General features: G+C 36.2%; 22 protein-coding genes and 1 pseudogene. 5 read left to right on the top strand and 18 right to left on the bottom strand.

The annotated features are described in order from the left end of the window. Positions 1-165: 165 nt before the first annotated feature. The 7 genes and pseudogenes from QZ995_RS19650 to QZ995_RS19620 all read right to left on the bottom strand — a co-directional run bounded on the left by QZ995_RS19650 (position 166) and on the right by QZ995_RS19620 (position 4,336). On the bottom strand, positions 166-867 hold the full coding sequence (locus QZ995_RS19650) for a tail fiber domain-containing protein (RefSeq protein WP_301810257.1): 702 nt from the start codon (positions 865-867) through the stop codon (positions 166-168). A gap of 323 nt (positions 868-1,190) precedes the next feature. Next, a pseudogene (locus QZ995_RS19645) lies at positions 1,191-1,528 on the bottom strand (YolD-like family protein). A 349-nt stretch (positions 1,529-1,877) separates the two neighbouring features. Then, entirely contained in the window at positions 1,878-2,225 is a 348-nt protein-coding gene (locus QZ995_RS19640; protein ID WP_301810255.1) for a DUF5412 family protein, read from the bottom strand. A gap of 36 nt (positions 2,226-2,261) precedes the next feature. Next, the gene (locus QZ995_RS19635) at positions 2,262-2,822 is read right to left on the bottom strand and encodes a polymorphic toxin type 44 domain-containing protein (RefSeq protein WP_301810251.1); all 561 of its coding nucleotides are present in this window, start codon (positions 2,820-2,822) and stop codon (positions 2,262-2,264) included. Between the two features lie 72 nt (positions 2,823-2,894). Next, entirely contained in the window at positions 2,895-3,092 is a 198-nt protein-coding gene (locus QZ995_RS19630) for a hypothetical protein (RefSeq protein ID WP_301810248.1), read from the bottom strand. A gap of 606 nt (positions 3,093-3,698) precedes the next feature. Next, entirely contained in the window at positions 3,699-4,025 is a 327-nt protein-coding gene (locus QZ995_RS19625; RefSeq protein WP_301810246.1) for a YolD-like family protein, read from the bottom strand. Positions 4,026-4,153: 128 nt separating this feature from the next. Beyond that, entirely contained in the window at positions 4,154-4,336 is a 183-nt protein-coding gene (locus tag QZ995_RS19620) for a hypothetical protein (protein ID WP_301810245.1), read from the bottom strand. A 58-nt stretch (positions 4,337-4,394) separates the two neighbouring features. Between QZ995_RS19620 and QZ995_RS19615 the strand changes: the two genes are divergently transcribed. Beyond that, positions 4,395-4,538 carry a hypothetical protein gene (locus tag QZ995_RS19615; protein WP_301810244.1) on the top strand — a complete coding sequence of 48 codons (144 nt, stop codon included), beginning with the start codon at positions 4,395-4,397 and terminating at the stop codon, positions 4,536-4,538. Positions 4,539-4,759: 221 nt separating this feature from the next. Next, entirely contained in the window at positions 4,760-5,107 is a 348-nt protein-coding gene (locus QZ995_RS19610; RefSeq protein ID WP_301810241.1) for a hypothetical protein, read from the top strand. A gap of 1,230 nt (positions 5,108-6,337) precedes the next feature. Here the strand turns inward: QZ995_RS19610 and QZ995_RS19605 are convergent. Next, on the bottom strand, positions 6,338-6,559 hold the full coding sequence (locus QZ995_RS19605; protein ID WP_301810237.1) for a DUF7667 family protein: 222 nt from the start codon (positions 6,557-6,559) through the stop codon (positions 6,338-6,340). A 78-nt stretch (positions 6,560-6,637) separates the two neighbouring features. Further along, on the bottom strand, positions 6,638-6,835 hold the full coding sequence (locus tag QZ995_RS19600; protein ID WP_018674104.1) for a helix-turn-helix transcriptional regulator: 198 nt from the start codon (positions 6,833-6,835) through the stop codon (positions 6,638-6,640). Positions 6,836-7,000: 165 nt separating this feature from the next. Between QZ995_RS19600 and QZ995_RS19595 the strand changes: the two genes are divergently transcribed. Together QZ995_RS19595 and QZ995_RS19590 are read left to right on the top strand one after the other, a co-directional pair. Further along, the gene (locus QZ995_RS19595; RefSeq protein ID WP_301810231.1) at positions 7,001-7,231 is read left to right on the top strand and encodes a hypothetical protein; all 231 of its coding nucleotides are present in this window, start codon (positions 7,001-7,003) and stop codon (positions 7,229-7,231) included. Next, on the top strand, positions 7,228-7,452 hold the full coding sequence (locus tag QZ995_RS19590) for a hypothetical protein (RefSeq protein ID WP_301810228.1): 225 nt from the start codon (positions 7,228-7,230) through the stop codon (positions 7,450-7,452). The genes QZ995_RS19595 and QZ995_RS19590 overlap by 4 nt, the downstream gene beginning before the upstream one ends. 723 nt (positions 7,453-8,175) lie before the next feature. Here the strand turns inward: QZ995_RS19590 and QZ995_RS19585 are convergent. Further along, positions 8,176-9,141: an ABC transporter substrate-binding protein gene (locus tag QZ995_RS19585; protein WP_301810225.1), complete on the bottom strand. Its 966-nt coding sequence runs from the start codon at positions 9,139-9,141 to the stop codon at positions 8,176-8,178. Positions 9,142-10,006: 865 nt separating this feature from the next. Between QZ995_RS19585 and QZ995_RS19580 the strand changes: the two genes are divergently transcribed. Continuing rightward, entirely contained in the window at positions 10,007-10,588 is a 582-nt protein-coding gene (locus tag QZ995_RS19580) for a hypothetical protein (protein ID WP_301810224.1), read from the top strand. A gap of 480 nt (positions 10,589-11,068) precedes the next feature. Here the strand turns inward: QZ995_RS19580 and QZ995_RS19575 are convergent, their stop codons facing one another. The 8 genes from QZ995_RS19575 to QZ995_RS19540 form a co-directional block, all read right to left on the bottom strand. Then, on the bottom strand, positions 11,069-11,293 hold the full coding sequence (locus QZ995_RS19575) for a hypothetical protein (RefSeq protein WP_301810222.1): 225 nt from the start codon (positions 11,291-11,293) through the stop codon (positions 11,069-11,071). Next, complete coding sequence (locus QZ995_RS19570) at positions 11,290-11,553, bottom strand: hypothetical protein (RefSeq protein ID WP_301810220.1); 264 nt, start codon at positions 11,551-11,553, stop codon at positions 11,290-11,292. The genes QZ995_RS19575 and QZ995_RS19570 overlap by 4 nt, the downstream gene beginning before the upstream one ends. Positions 11,554-11,677: 124 nt before the next feature. After that, positions 11,678-12,028: a hypothetical protein gene (locus tag QZ995_RS19565; RefSeq protein ID WP_301810217.1), complete on the bottom strand. Its 351-nt coding sequence runs from the start codon at positions 12,026-12,028 to the stop codon at positions 11,678-11,680. A 127-nt stretch (positions 12,029-12,155) separates the two neighbouring features. Next, complete coding sequence (locus QZ995_RS19560) at positions 12,156-12,521, bottom strand: Acb2/Tad1 domain-containing protein (protein ID WP_301810213.1); 366 nt, start codon at positions 12,519-12,521, stop codon at positions 12,156-12,158. 78 nt (positions 12,522-12,599) lie between these two features. Further along, a complete protein-coding gene (locus QZ995_RS19555) occupies positions 12,600-13,040 on the bottom strand; it encodes a hypothetical protein (RefSeq protein WP_301810211.1) in 441 nt (146 codons plus the stop codon). A 98-nt stretch (positions 13,041-13,138) separates the two neighbouring features. Next, positions 13,139-13,867, bottom strand: coding sequence for a DUF3238 domain-containing protein (locus QZ995_RS19550; RefSeq protein WP_301810209.1), 729 nt, complete (start codon positions 13,865-13,867; stop codon positions 13,139-13,141). Further along, entirely contained in the window at positions 13,864-14,487 is a 624-nt protein-coding gene (locus tag QZ995_RS19545) for a hypothetical protein (RefSeq protein WP_301810207.1), read from the bottom strand. The genes QZ995_RS19550 and QZ995_RS19545 overlap by 4 nt, the downstream gene beginning before the upstream one ends. A 362-nt stretch (positions 14,488-14,849) precedes the next feature. Further along, entirely contained in the window at positions 14,850-15,302 is a 453-nt protein-coding gene (locus QZ995_RS19540; protein WP_301810206.1) for a hypothetical protein, read from the bottom strand. Positions 15,303-15,387: the final 85 nt, after the last annotated feature.

Genomic DNA, 15,387 nt, shown 5'->3' with positions numbered 1-15,387 from the left:
ATCTTTAGGAGACGATTTTTTTTCATTTTTGTATTCTAACCTTATAAACAGTTCACATTAGTATCATTTATGATGATGTCCTCAATCAATCAGATTAGCTTCATTGGTATTGCTCGTCATCGTATCCTAAAAACTCCGTTGCTTCACATCCACTCGGGGTTCTATCTATCCCTTAGATTCCAAAACGGACAAGCGGGCTTCGAGATTAGCCAAACTTGCATGTAACTGAGCATTTTCAGCTTTAAGTTTTTCATTTAAACCTTGTATAGCAGCCAAGGCTACACCTTGCAAATCTATGCTTGAGATAAGTCTATTATCATCTCCATTTAGTCCGAAGGCGGCATGGAAATCCTGAGCAGTTGGTCCAATATGACGCTTACTGGACGAGTCCTCTTTGTAGTTCCAGGACTGGATTGGCATGCTTGCTAAGTTGTCAAGAATCTCAAGCGTGTTAACGCTCGAGAAATTCTCCTTAGTGTTCTTGTCACTAGTGGGCACAAACTGGCGTGCACGGACGTCGCCGTTATTAAAGACTAGGAAAACCTCATTATTTGTTCGGTCCAAGCCAGTGATAAGGCGCCCTGAGCTAATATGTTTGACAACTAAAACTGGTGGGACACCGCCGCCTTCAGCGTAAAGGGCGATGTGCGTTGAACTATTCGCATGTATACCCGTTCCACTTTGACTTCCTCCGACCACACCTGTACCACTTGTACTTAACCCAGCTACGCCCGTACTCGTTTCACTACGGCCTGACGTACCCCATCCACTTATACTGTACCCAGCTACACCCATACCACCATCGGTATTATTACCAAGAACTGCAGCAACATTTGGATTATTAGATTCACCAACTAAGTTTGGCATTTGAATTCCTCCTTAAGAGCTTTCTCCATCAGCCATATATCGGTAAAACTTTACGTTACAAATATACTCTTAATATTCTATTTAAGAACTAAAAATCCAATGTATACCTTGTTTATTCTCAGTTTACATGATAGTTAAATAAGAAAATCAACACTCTTCTTTAACAGAGCTTACAAATAAAAAATAGCCCATCATAGGGCTATTCAGCTTGTAGACAAAATACCGAAAGTTATAGAGGTCTGCACACTTTCTTTAAAGTTTCTAGGTTTTAGTATATCTGCTTTCACAGGAAATACATTCTTTGTAGCTGTAAGGTGCACTGCTTAGGTTTCTACACTAATCGCATCTTCTACAGGTATCCACCAAAAATCCTCATCTTTCTTTAGCTTGATTTGTTTAAACGTTAAATCAAATTTATCTACCCATCCCCAAGCGGATTCTATCACCCCTCTACCCTGTTTTGTCTCTTTCCACCAGCTAATGTAAGGGCGTAGTCACATTGACGTGAGTCAGATATTCTGTAGCAAAACTCGGCTAGCTCATCTTCTTCGATGATCGGCTTCTCAATCAGTTTCTTATCCTCGTGATACTGACGTAACATTTCTGTATGCTCTGGCAAGATGAATTTCGTTACAAGTGGATCAAGGATTTTGCTAGCCATCAAAACATCTCTTTGAATACGAATGTACGCTCTTATTTTATTGGATGATGAGGAGATTAAACAATGGGTAAAGGTTGCATTTCCCTACAAACTAAAAACCCTCTGCCACTTTATTTTGACAGAGGGTTCATATTAGTTAACGGTGAACAGATTAAAACAATGATCTTGCTAGGGTAAAAACTCCCCAGATCACCAGAGATAACACTACGGTTTCAAAAACAATATACTTAAAGGGCTCTTTTTCGTACCTTTAGAAATATAAAGGAGCAACTGGAAAATAGACATTGTAAGGAACACCATCTGTAAATTGTCCACGTTGCACCTCCTAGCAAAAACCCATCATTTTATCTTAATCCATTGTCCTTTTGTCAAACTTATCCGTTCTAACATCAAGCAATCTACCATTTATTTTTATATGAATGTCGTCTGCCCATACTACATCGGTATTTGCTTCTTTCCAGCTCCAATAAATGAGCTTATCACCAAAAAAACCACCATTTACATCTACTCTCAACCCACCTTCATCCCCAAAGCGGTAGACCTTTGCAGTATATGTATTATTTGGAGAAGACACCTCTTTAACTAAATCACCCTTTTGTAGAAACAAAGTAGAATAGAATGCAAAATATACAATTAGAGATAGAAACACTATTAAAGAAAATAATATTATGAGAAACCTTTTGAGTAGTATCTTCATAGCGCTTCCCTCCATTTTTTAGATTAGAGTCTAATCTTACTCGAAACGATCATTTAAATACCAGTTAATTCCTCTACGGATAGCTTTTTGATCATTTGGGTCATCAAAATAAGAGTCAAACCAACTTAATTTTGCTGTACCCGCCAAGACTTGAACCATTCCCGCTGCACTGAGGAGTGTGTTAGTGCCAAAATGATATCTGCCCACATAGCCATAATGAATATTTCCAATGTCCTCACCAGTAAGATAGTAAGTTTCTCCATCAATTTTTACAGTTCTTGTATTATTCCAACCGATTTCTCTTTTTAGATCCCAAGGTCCTCCAGGCCTTACCTGTACAGCGAAGTATGAAGCTGTTGATAGCCATGGATTGATGCTAGGGTTAAAACGCGCTTCTTGTTCAAAAGCCTTTTCTTTAGCTTTTAAATCATCAAGGTTTTCATATGCTTTTCTGGCAAGAGGATATTTAGCAGGTTCATCAGGAATAGCTCTAGCAGTTATTTCGTCATCGTTTGATTTAGACTCCTCAACATTGGATAATTCCTCTAACTCTTCCACGGTTGCAACTGACAACTCAAAATCTGAATCATACTTCAAAATGCCATCCTCGACACTTCATTTACAGATTTTACAACTTCTTTGTAGGATTCCACAAGTTCCTTGTCTAAATTACCCAAGTCGATTTCGGAAATATTTAGGGTTCCAATCCTCATTCAAACTAATATCTTCCTTTAGGTTACTTATGATGTGCTTGTGAAGATCAGTAACATTATGAATGTTTGGAAAAGCAATCTTCTGTGCATTTACTTGTGAATAGCCAGTAAATAACATAAAAACAGCTAGTGTAGCACTTAATAACTTCTTCATCATTCTTCCTCCTATTTATTTAATTAGATAACTTTTCTAATTTCGCTATTATCTGAATATTATATCAATCATAAAGATATAATAAATAAAAACAGCAAGTAAAAAATAAAAATTAAATTAAGGTGAGGAAGATATTTATTGAAGATAACCTTGAACTATCCTCTGTTCTGTTTCTCTTGTCCACTGGCAATACTCAACTCATCTGGCCAATTGCCCGATCCTCACAGTTTCATCCTCCATCCCCATTTGATTATAGGAAACCCATTGTCCCTGTAAATGGCTAATAAATTTATTAGCTTCCTCTGTTTTGAATTTGTTCAGTTCCCCATGTCGAAGAATATAACAATTGACATTTTATTTTTTGGCTCATAAAAAAGATAACTCCCATAGTAAGGAGCTACCTTTTTCTGAAAACGTATAAATGGAGAAACTGATCGTTCCGCTTTTTTCTTTAGTTGCAACTGTTTCTAGACCTTCAATAATAATAAGCAAAAACCCCTAACCTAAGTAATTTATTTAAGACATAACCTTGTACTCACTCTTATCTGATCGTAAGCAGTAACAAGAGATTACGACTTAAAATAGATTAAAAACATTGACTCTACCTCAATTGTTAATCTTAGTCACTTCATACCAAAAATCCTCATCATTCTTTAACTTAATCTGTTTAAACGTTGAATCAAACTTTTCTACCCAGCCCCAAGCAGATTCAATTACTCCTCTACCCTCTTTTGTTTCTTTCCACCAGCTAATGGTTAATGCATAGTCATACTGACGTGAGTCAGATATTCTGTAGCAAAACTCGGCTAGCTCATCTTCTTCGATGATCGGCTTCTCAATCAGTTTCTTATCCTCGTGATATTGACGTAACATTTCTGCATGCTCTGGCAAAATAAATTTCGTTACAAGTGGATCAAGGATTTTGCTAGCCATCAAAATATCTCCTTATATTCAAACGTACGTTCTTATCACTTAATTCTGGCTAGGTTATATAATAGTTAAAATAAACAAGGTCCACCTGCTTTTACAGCAGTGGACCCGAAAATCATTGTAAATAATACTTACTCCTTCTTTTTTTTATTTTGTTCCTCAAGCAAATCTACAACCTTTTGTAGCATTTTTATTGTTTCATTGTGTTTTTTATTTAATTTCTGAGAGAAAAACCTATATATCCAAACAATTACGAATACTATCAGAAACAAAAAAATTAATTGATATAATGAAGACATAATGCTAAATTCCATCTAAAAGGCCTCCTTTTTTTGGTGTATTTTCCATGATTATTTACTTATAGGAAGAAATATGGTAAAACAAACTTGCATTGGGATTATACCAAATAATGGGGGTCATTTAAATGTTCAAAAAATCATCGTACCTTTCTTAGCACTTTCATTAGCATTCTCTGTATCAACTCCATTTCAAGTACAAGCAAAAGAAAAAGCGTAGACGTAATTGATATGACAAATTACATCACAGAAGAACATTTAGATTCAATTAAAGGAAACGAGAAAACCTTCGAACAATTTTAATGAAGGAATACCATGACAGAGCTGATGACCAAGAAATTGGAGGTAGTACATAAAAGTCGATAGCCTAAGGAACTTCAAATATTTCTTGAAAGTATTAGATGTGAAGAAGGAGAAGAATTTGTAAAAACAGATCGTAAGATGATGAGGGCAGCTGCTGATAAAGAAACAAAAGTAACCAGAGAAAAACAGCACACCTATATTAGTCTTGTAAATTCCACAAAAGTTACTCTAACAGCGAACTTCACTCTTAAAGGCGACGGTTCTTTTAGATATATTAGCAAAGTAAGTGCTAAGATCAAAGCAAAAGAATACGGGTATGGAAATGAGTTTGTAAATGGTGATACAGATTATGATTTATTAAAAGGTAATACGAAAGCAATTGTATATGGAACTGGTGATATCAAACAAAGAATTACAACCGATTTTGGAGATATTGTTTATAATTACGATCCTGTTAAATTACAGCTTGAATATGAGGTTTATTAAGGATATTATTGTTATTAATTTTCTGAATACAAGTGCCGATTCTTATACTCATCATAAACTTTTTCCTTATCTAAAAAAAGTCCTCCAACATCTTGAAGGCTGGTCATCCCATAGTTATCTAAATGATTTTAACCCTCTAGGGCTTTCTAGGGGGTTTTTCTGTATATAAATGGTTTAACGCTCCATTACACCTACAAAACAAACTGCTAACGAAAGAGATTTCTATTTCCCCTATCATAATTAAAAAAGAAAATTTTTTAAAAAAATAGATAAAACACACCATAATTAATTACATATTTTTCAATTTATATTTTGTTTTATGAAATTTAACCTCGTATAATGCAAATGTGTCGGCCGACATAGCTAATATTCTTACGGTACATCTGGTCCTACTTCAGATGTAGAAGAATTAAATCTTTCCGAACTAATTAATCCGGACTCGACTCCAAATCCAGATCCAAATCCTAATCTTAATCCAACCGGAAACGCACTCTTAATTATTTACATGGATAGTGGTTTAATCAAAGAATATGAAATGACAAATGAAGAAATAAGAAACTTTACCGAATGGTATGAAGGTAGAGCCAAAGGAAACGGTAAAGAAGCATACATCGTTAATAAGAAATACAACATCCGACCTTTCAATTCTAGAAAAAACTTCATTAGTTATAGTCATATTGAGAGCTTTGAGGTTCAAGAATACAGTAGATAATAAGATACCCTTTCCTACTACGGAAGGGTTTTTCGTGTTTTTTTAAGGTGATTGGTAAGTTTTGTTTAAATAACAATAACCCTCTAGGACTCTAGAGGGATTTTGTGCTTATAAATACGTAAAGGTTCATCTCACCGACGTTGAAACGTATGCCTTCGGATCGGGATATAAACTACGAAATATATCAGTCCTCAAAAATGCATAACTCGATTTTAGAAGACAAAAAAAGTTTCGTCTCCAATCCGTCCCCAAGTTAGTATTTTAGAGCCTGTACCAGTAAATTAAACAGCCCTGTTACCTCAATAAAACCTTGATAATCAAGACTTTTAACGTTTCCATTATGGTGATCCGGACTGGGTTCGAACCTGCGACCCCCCACCCTGTCAATTTGGTCAAACGACTTTACGCTAGTTAATTTAAGTGCATTAACCTTACTTCAGTGCGGTTTATGTGTAATTAAGATGATTTAAATTTACCTGATTTATTTAAGTGCGTTGTCGATTTGGTTGTCAATGTTGTCAGTTCTCTATCTTCTTTATCCTTGAACATAACTCATGCTGCCAATCCTCGTCGTTCGTCATACTGGCGATAAAAGATAAGTTTTTGAGTTTTGCAATCTCCCAAGCTCTTTGAGCGTTTGCACTCAGGCAATGGCTCATTTCTGTCATTTTCGAGTCGGTAAGCTCCCTTGTCTTGTTGATAAACCAAAGCTCTGCCATACGTTGGTGGATGATCCACATCCTGCACCATCTCCTTAATCTTGATGGTACAGTCTATGTTCCTACCAGGAATATATTGCTTGTCCAAATAGAAAATCTTCATTCCAGGAACCAAATATCGTCTATATGTACGTTTAAGGCTTGCGCTATATCCGCTGCCGTTTCCAGCTTAGGGGTTGTCCCATTTACTATCTTGCTCATAGCGCCGTGAGAAACTGGTTTTTTCATCAGCCTAAGTAAATCTTGCTGTTGCATGTTTCGCTCAGCCAAAATCACTTTCAACCGACTTTTTATCAACTATCCTCGCCTCGCTTCCGTAATTACGTTAATACGTTATTACGTGTCGGCTTTGTCGAATCCTTTAGCAAGAAAGAAGAGGTTTTGATGAAAAATGCTTTATCAGGTTGGCCATTGCGAACACCAGAAAAATGTGACTTAAAAAGAGAGGAATGGTAAATAAATATGTTCGATATAAAAAAGTACTTTATAGATACATATCCCCGCTTGAAACCTGAAACACTTGAGGAGTATGCGAAACGTGCTGAGCAGCTCATTGCCATCCAGGATGTGCTAGGCCGTGAGTTAACCAATAGCGAGAAGCGAACGCTGGCATGGTTGTCAGAAGGGGAAACAGAAACTGTTGCTAATGTGCAGAGAATTTTTGATGAATTAAGTGCAAGAGTTCAAAAATGAAAAAGAATCATAAAAAACTTTTTAGATCTAAAAAGCGATTCTCTTCTTTGGTGGCAGAAGTTTCTGACATACTTGAGTCCGAGAAAACAGGTGTAGAAAAACTTTCGGAGATTACATTACTAATGGAGATAGCTAGAGAAAGCACTTGCTATGTCTGCTTGCTTAACATCGAAGAAGAGCATCCTAGCAAGACAAGGTTTGTGCCAAAAGCATTACGGTGAATGGTATCAGAGAAACAAAATAGCGAGTAATAAATACCATAAAGAACCCTATAACCGAAACTACTTAGCCGATAATAGGGTTTACGGTCCGATTCCTTTGCCAGTTCCGAAATCAGATCCGGATATTTGTGCAGCTGAAGGGTGTGAAAAAAAACGTCAGGTGCTAGGATATTGTTCTCTACACTATAGTAGAGTTTCCCTTTCTAGGATCGATCCGAACGACATTGAAGCAATGAGTAAGCCGAACCGTTTGAAAGGCTATGACTACTAAGAAGCAATGGGTAAAATTACAGAATGGGCAACCGCCAACATTTCGGAAATTTTGTACGCTTAGAAACTTTTTAGGGTACTGCCAGCAAAAGTAGAGTTACAACGTTAAGGAGTTTTTGATTCAAAAAAAGCCACTTTTCACCACGCTAACGGTGTAATAACCGAGATGAGTGTAAAAATGGGCCACTTTACGTTAAAATATTGAATTTCCAGTTTCTTCTAGATGCTGGTTACTAGGGGTAGTACCAGCGAAGCTGACACCACCCGCAAAGTAGATGCTTGAAAGTGATCGAAGGGAAGCAGGACGTGAACACTGCGCTGCGGGTGAGCGAAGAGCTGTTCAACAAAAAAATTGCGGAATACAAAGCAAAGTAGCACTCCAGCAAGAGCAAGCAAAAATAAACGACGCCGCTCCATCCACAGTCCCGTGTTTTGAGCGGCGTCTTGCTTCTCTTATGGCAGCAGCGATGCTGCAATCTCGTCAACAATCCGGTTGATCGCTAGCGGACCGTAATAGACGATCCACGTCGTCGTATTGACCGTATACACTTGTTTGTTCTGCACAGGCTTCAAGTTGTTCCAAACCGCTGTCTGCGTAAACTCCTCGGTCAACTGCTGATACTGGTTGTCCGTCAACACAAACAGATGGTCTGCGTTCAATTCCGGCATCACTTCCAGATTGATCATCGCACTCGTATTTTTATCATCGAGAACCATCGCCGGCGCCTTCAGCCCCAAATCCTGATACAAAATCTGCGACGTCCGGTGCGCTGTCGTATGAATCCGGATCTGTTTGTCACGCGGACGAATCATTGCTACCGTCTCGTCTCCCATTTTTTTGGCCAGATCGGCCTTCAAGGAAGCGACCTTCTTGTTATAGTCGTTGATCACCTGTTCGGCTTCTTTTTCCTTGTGAAACAATTGCCCCAACGTCACGATTGTTTTTTGCCAGTCCTCGTTGCGCTCAAACATCAACGTTGGCGCGATTTTGTCCAAAGCGTCGTAAATCTCGTTCTGGAACTCGTTGCAAATGATGACGTCCGGATTGAGCGCCAATACCGCCTCCAGGTTGACCCCGCTGCTCGAGCCGATCTGCGTGACATCGCCAATTTTGTCTACCAAATAAGCGGGGAACGGCGTTGCTTCATTCGTCGCAACCACGCTGCCTGCCACACGTTGACCAAGTGCTGTCAACTGGTCGAGATATTGGGTATCCAGTACAACGATGCGCTCCGGCGCTTTCTCAAATACACGCTCCCCCTTCAGATGCGTGATCGTGCGGGCTTGTTCCGTTGCCTGCTTGTCTGCTCCTTCTTGTTGTGTTCCGCCCTCTGCTGCGGGCTTGCCGCAGGCGCTCAAAACGACGACCACTAGCATAATCAGGAGCATGGCGCTCCACCGTTTATGTGTTTTCCGCATGTTAGCATGTCCTCTCCTCGGAAGTTTGCAAAACCGCTTTGGTCGCATTATGATATTGATAATTATTATCACCAAGATCATACGAGAAAACTTGCTACCATGCAACCCCTTTTTCAACGCATGTGCTGCCCTTCAGATAGGGGTACCGCCAACAAAATCCGCACTTTGTTGGCGATACCCCAGAATAAAAAAGCCCTCTAACGTTCTATTTTCCTTCAGAGGGCACCCGTTATCTTTGTCTAGCTAAATTAAAATAAAAAGGGGGTTACTATGAAGTTTGGTTGCAAAATTTCATGAAAATAATCAAAATAGTTGCAGAGATGATTGTCAAGAAAAGGAATGAAAACCCTCCCGATTAAGGAGGGTTAAATTTCGTTACAAGTGGATCAAGAATTTTGCTAGCCATCAAAACTGCTCCTTAAAACACGAATGTGTGTTCTTATTTTATTAGATGGTGAGGAGATTAAGCAATGGGTAAAATTACTTGGTTATTAATAAAAAAAGACAAGAATACGTAAGCAAAATTGTATTATGACAAATTTATGGAAAAGTATAGAAAAAACCTAAAAATTAGTCTATTGTTAAACTGTTAATTGGGATTTTTTTGATAATCAAGCAGTTGATTGTATTTTTCAAATTAACTAGGAGGACTATTATGCAAAAAAATTACAAGTGTAATGATGGTTTTTGCGTTAATTTGCAGCATTTTCGGCATCCAAAATATTCAATCGTCAAGGGCTGAATCAAGCAATTTGGTTTATGATGAAAAAACCCGATACAAGATATTGAAGGCAATGAAATCGGAGAAGAAATTGAAAAGGTTTATAGGGAAGTAACGAAAGATTCAGAAGAAACCGTAGTAAAGTTGATAACAATAACAGAAGATAAATACTATAATGATGAACATGAAAACACTACGGACCGAAAAGTTACCGAGATTAAGATAACTAATGATAAAAAGTTTTTTATTGATGGTGAACAATTGTCTCAAGACTTTTTAAATCAACCAGTTACAGCAACTGAAGATAGGGCTTCCTTTGCAAAAGCCTTTAAAGGTGAGAGTGGGGGTCGTCCGGGGGTAATCACTTACGATGAGATTAATGACGACTATTATTATCTTAAGGCTTTTCCAAAGGTAAATGATTTTTTAGAAGAGCCTAAAGGTAAAAGGCTAACAAAATATAGCAAAGGTAATAATAATGTATCCAAATTCATTAGATATGCAGACAAAGTTGAGAGTAAACATGCTGAGATAATAGATGCACAAACAACAATTGCTGCTGCTCTTGGGGCAGCTTTGGTAACCTGGGAGACTATCCTTGCATTAATTCCAGAAGCAGGGGTAGCAGGCTGGAATGCAGTCAAGTTTTACAATGCTTCTGTTGCAGGGAAAGAGGCTCTAGAGGATGCGTATGACCTACTAAAAAATAAAATTACGCCCTACTAAGGTGAAATTATGATAGACATTATTATTTGCTCACTTATCCTTATCTCAAATATATACGCTTTGGTTAAGACATGGGATAATAAGAAAGTAAGATTGACGTTATTTGTATTGTTGGCTATAACCATTAAAATGGTATATCAAGCAATTATATCTTATCTTAGCCAATAAAACATTTAATCCGAACTGCCTGATTATAATAAATCCCAATTGGTTTTGTTATTTCCTCTTTCATATAGAACGCTTTTAACAACGTTTTAATGAAAGGGGATTCCTCTTCTTCTGAACGGCTATGGTTAATTACTCATTCACTTTCTCTTGTCCACTAGCAATCCTCAACTCATCCGCCAATTGACCGATCCTCACAGCCTCATCCTTTATTCCCATTTGCTTATAGAAAGCCCATTTCCCTTTTAAATGGCTAATAATTTCGTTCGCTACTTCTCTTTAACCTCTACTTTTTGCTTCTCTATATGTAAACGGTTATTCCTCAGTACCTAGATGACTATTGAGCATATCCTCATAGCGTTTGATTAAGCTTTGAAGAGTTGCTATAGCCCGTGATTGGGCATTTAGAAATGTAGCATGGCGATCCCAAGAGAATTGAAATTCATACTTTTCTTCTGTCACCATCTGCTCAAGAATCAGATTCTCTTTTGAACCAGCATTATGAATCTCGTACTTTCTCTTTTTAAGCTCTTTGATCATTCTTTTTTGTCCTGCACGAACATTATCCTTTGTGCTCGTATGATAGCAGTGTACTGGATCATCATGTTTTCCCACAACCTATCAAAAGGAGACTTAGATTCAATCTCTTCCATAATCTCAGCTACATCGTCAGGAAAATATTTACGAAAAAAGCCGTGGCTTACCGCGTTGCTGTTCCTCTTAGGTGCAACTCCTTCGCGATTGCCTACGGCGTTTAGCTCCAAGGCTTTATCGCGGTTTGGACTTCTTACTCTTGCCATTTCATGATCATCACCATCTATTGAGTTTGTTTTGGAAAAACATTGCATGAGTACTATACTTGATAACACAAAACAAGCCCCATTGTATAAAAAGGGGCTTGTTTCTTGATTCTATAAATAAAAACTAGTAATTTGTCACTTCAATAACAAACGTTCTTTTTCTTCCATCAGGATAATTTTCGAATAATTTACCATGTTTTGGTGGATTGTTACTAACAAGTAAATACCAATTACCACCACTTTTGTAAGGGTAGAAATTCTCTTCATCATTTGTTGTATAATATACCCCTTCTATCTTATTGTACAATGGCACCCTTTCCCCTTTGGTCACTTTAAATATAGGATTTAGCTGCTGACTAACCTTTGAAAAATTTGTTTCCTTCTCAGCATTAATCTCAGTAGCTGCGAAGGTAGGAACAGCCAATGCTCCAGTAAAAATTGCAAAAGTAGATAATGACACTAAAAGTTTTTTCACTCAAAATCACCTCATACTTTCATTTGTAAATAGAGTTTTCCAGTAAATATAACCATAATTAAATAGCAATAATTTATTGTTTAATAAAATAATTATATAAATGTTAAATAGTTTTGAATCAGTTATTCTATTCTAATCCACCTAATTTTCTGCCATATACTTCAAAAGACTTGGTAATTTCATCATTTATCCGATCCAACGTATGGATCGAAACAGCATCTACACATTGAGCAGTAGTTACATTTAAAGCCGGTGATACTGTTACGGTTTCCTTTTTGCTTGTACAAACATCATTTCTTGCTATAGAAGCATTTGTCCACATGATAGATTGCTCTAAATTAGTCATGGTAAGTGATTTCTCACGACTATTAGGACATAGTTCTTCAATCAAATATGCCAACTTTTTTGCTTTCTCACGTAACGCTGTATATTTCTCTGGCTGCCCTTCTTTCGGTGAATGATACATAAAGGTATTTTCGATTTGTTGATTCAAGATAATCCCTCCACTGAGTTTGTTTTGCAAAAGAAAAAAGCACCCTTGTAGGTGCTGATCTAATTAATACTCAGAACCTCAGTTTGTGTCCTTAGTCATTTTTTTTAAAATAATCATTGTGACAAGAGATATATGATAAAAAAGTAGCGATCCAACTATATATATAATATAAGCTTTATAGTTAAATATTTTTTGTAGAATATCCCCTTTAGTTAATCCGAAGAAAACCCAAGCTATAGAAATACCCGCTAAAGAATATAATCCTAAATTTAAAAAATAAAGCTTACTTTTAGTCGATATTTCCATTCTATTAGTAATAAAATCGATTAAGATAGTGCAGGGAATTCCAATAAACAAAAATATCGGGATGGAGTATATTAGATAGATTATCATTAGTGTTATAAAAGGAAAATAATAAATATTTGGCTGACGTGCTGTCATTGGTGTATATTCTGACACTGCAAGAACTAAGCAAAAAAGTATTGCGGTAACGACCCCAACAAAGATTCTGTGTAACATTGCCTTCCCCCTTTATTACTAGTCTAGTTAATAGTTCACATACATTAATTTCACTAAGGTGAAAAAACCGGAAGCTTAAGGGCTCCCAGTCTTCCAGTTTAATTAGAGATATTAAAATAATGTTTTGGAGTCAGTTCGAATAAATAAAAGAAATCATAAAGATCGTGTTGAAATAATTCTTCGTATGGACCATCATCAAAAGATATGTAGAACTCATGACTTGGTGCCCCATCATGCCAACCCTTAATTTTATAATCACCGTCTTCTCTATAAAGACTTGCAGTAAAAGCGTAATCAATTCCTAGCGGAGTAAATTTTAAAGATCCTTCTAAATATGGAATTCCAACTGAATGTTCAATATCAAATTTGATATTATCCATATTTACAATTTTTTCATTTAATCTAATTCCACTACTACCTGCCTTTTTGGTTTTAAGTAATTTTTGATTAGAGTCATAAAAAGTTGAGTTATTCACTTTTTTGGATAAAGTTGTATCTTCATCTGTAAAATCCGATTCAATATTTATCTGGGTTCTAAAACGAGAATGGGAAACTGCAAAATCTCTATTATCTCCACCAAAATATTCAACGTCTCTCTCCCATTTGTCTCCAGTTAATCTTAACCAATTCGGTACTGGATTTCTCACTATTTCGTCACCTATAAAAGTTGTATATCTTAACTTTACGTTATCTACATCATTAATTGAAGAAATCCCTAACGGAGATACTTTTTCTTTCTCTACAATTTTAATAATTGAAACATAATTATAGAGGAGTTCTTCGCCTTTTGAAACCATTTCGGAATCATTAGCTTCTCCACTTTTCAAAAGATGCTGTATTTTCTCTTTTCCTTTTCGTCTTTATCTAGTGGAATTTTACCAAGAAACTCATAGATAACCTTCTCTTCTCCTCCGTCCAATTCATCACTATATTCACTTGTCTGGATAGTATCAATTATTTTTCCGTTTTTCTTAATTTGATACTCTTCTACCTGTCCGTTATCATCCCAGTCAAATTTTATATTTTTCCCATCGGAAATCGTTGAAACAACAGTATCATTTATTTCGTTATCATTAGCAGATAGCGAAATTAGACCTGCATTTTTTATTTCTGATTCCAAAGTCTCAGTATTTAATTTTGTGCTTATAATCTCAGAATCGTCAGAATCAAGAGCTACTAACTTATACTTATAGCTTTTTCCTGATTTTAAATTATTATGTATAAAGGAGTTTTCTAAGCCACTGTATAACTCAGTGTCCCCGTGATAAACCTTATATTGAGCTGTATTGGGTATATCTCCCCATTTAAGGATAATTTGATCTTGATGAGGCTCAATAGTAATGTTTTTTAGTAAGTCCTGATGACTAACCTTTTCTGAAGCATATACATTAGCTGATCCAAAAATTGTAGATAAAGCGATTATGCCGGATAGTAACATCCTTTTCATTTCCATGCATCACCATTTTTATAATTATATTACAATTTTATTATAACATTATTATGATAATTTTACTATTTTTTTATAATATTAGATTCAAACAATATTATTCTCTAGCCATATAAGAACTCTTCAAAAAAATATTAGCTTTTTATATTGGTACTTCATCCATTTTTTATCAACAGTAATTTTTTTGTTTACAAAAAGACATGAAGTATCCTTCTCAACATATGTCAATAACAAAAGATTTATTTGTCTCTTACTTATAGGTGGCTTTTGCATGACAAAAAAAAGCCACTTATCAAGAGTGACTTTTTTTTATGAAACATTTTAAAGGAAAAATTCAGCCATACGTTTTTTAAATGGCTTTCTTAATATTCAACATATCCAAAACCGTGAATCGGAAAATCAGAGTTGTTTATAATATGGATATAGTAGCTCCCAGGAGGAAGATTGGGAAATGTTATCTTGAAATCTCCTTCAATTGTAATTTGACCATATACCTCCTTAACGGATACTTCTCCGTTAGGATTCATAAGCTTGTATGTTACCTTGGGGTACCCATCTCTCTTGCCATCCCCCCTCCATTGAAGAAGTGTAAAAGTAACATCAGTTGTTGAACCCACCCAGAATTCTTTTGTTTTTGTTTCCCTCATAAGACGGTTCAACTCATAACTCATTCTTAATTCTTGTGTTGATGCAGTTTGAAGACTAGCGCTCTTAGGTTTAACCTGCTGATTTTCACTTGCTGACACGCCAACAGAAAAAGTCGATAATCCAGCTACTAGAGCCATAGCTACTGCTGTAGATTTGAATAGTTTCACTACATTCAACTCCTGTTATTTTTTGTAATATATGTATTATATTATAATAAATTAAAAATATTTTGAATCATTTTTTGAAATTTAT

The sequence above is a fragment of the Brevibacillus laterosporus genome (genome assembly GCF_030489605.1).
GTDB classification, from domain to species: Bacteria; Bacillota; Bacilli; order Brevibacillales; family Brevibacillaceae; genus Brevibacillus_B; species Brevibacillus_B laterosporus_E.
Note: the sequence above shows the minus strand (reverse complement) of the source record. Positions and strands in the feature narration are given on the sequence as shown.

Coding starts and splice junctions, on each gene's coding strand:
- QZ995_RS19650 (WP_301810257.1), bottom strand. CDS start 867: ATGCCAAACTTAGTTGGTGAATCTAATAATCCAAATGTTGCTGCAGTT.
- QZ995_RS19640 (WP_301810255.1), bottom strand. CDS start 2,225: ATGAAGATACTACTCAAAAGGTTTCTCATAATATTATTTTCTTTAATA.
- QZ995_RS19630 (WP_301810248.1), bottom strand. CDS start 3,092: ATGAAGAAGTTATTAAGTGCTACACTAGCTGTTTTTATGTTATTTACT.
- QZ995_RS19625 (WP_301810246.1), bottom strand. CDS start 4,025: ATGGCTAGCAAAATCCTTGATCCACTTGTAACGAAATTTATTTTGCCA.
- QZ995_RS19620 (WP_301810245.1), bottom strand. CDS start 4,336: ATGGAATTTAGCATTATGTCTTCATTATATCAATTAATTTTTTTGTTT.
- QZ995_RS19615 (WP_301810244.1), top strand. CDS start 4,395: ATGGTAAAACAAACTTGCATTGGGATTATACCAAATAATGGGGGTCAT.
- QZ995_RS19610 (WP_301810241.1), top strand. CDS start 4,760: ATGATGAGGGCAGCTGCTGATAAAGAAACAAAAGTAACCAGAGAAAAA.
- QZ995_RS19605 (WP_301810237.1), bottom strand. CDS start 6,559: ATGTGGATCATCCACCAACGTATGGCAGAGCTTTGGTTTATCAACAAG.
- QZ995_RS19595 (WP_301810231.1), top strand. CDS start 7,001: ATGTTCGATATAAAAAAGTACTTTATAGATACATATCCCCGCTTGAAA.
- QZ995_RS19590 (WP_301810228.1), top strand. CDS start 7,228: ATGAAAAAGAATCATAAAAAACTTTTTAGATCTAAAAAGCGATTCTCT.
- QZ995_RS19585 (WP_301810225.1), bottom strand. CDS start 9,141: ATGCGGAAAACACATAAACGGTGGAGCGCCATGCTCCTGATTATGCTA.
- QZ995_RS19575 (WP_301810222.1), bottom strand. CDS start 11,293: ATGATCAAAGAGCTTAAAAAGAGAAAGTACGAGATTCATAATGCTGGT.
- QZ995_RS19570 (WP_301810220.1), bottom strand. CDS start 11,553: ATGGCAAGAGTAAGAAGTCCAAACCGCGATAAAGCCTTGGAGCTAAAC.
- QZ995_RS19555 (WP_301810211.1), bottom strand. CDS start 13,040: ATGTTACACAGAATCTTTGTTGGGGTCGTTACCGCAATACTTTTTTGC.
- QZ995_RS19545 (WP_301810207.1), bottom strand. CDS start 14,487: ATGAAAAGGATGTTACTATCCGGCATAATCGCTTTATCTACAATTTTT.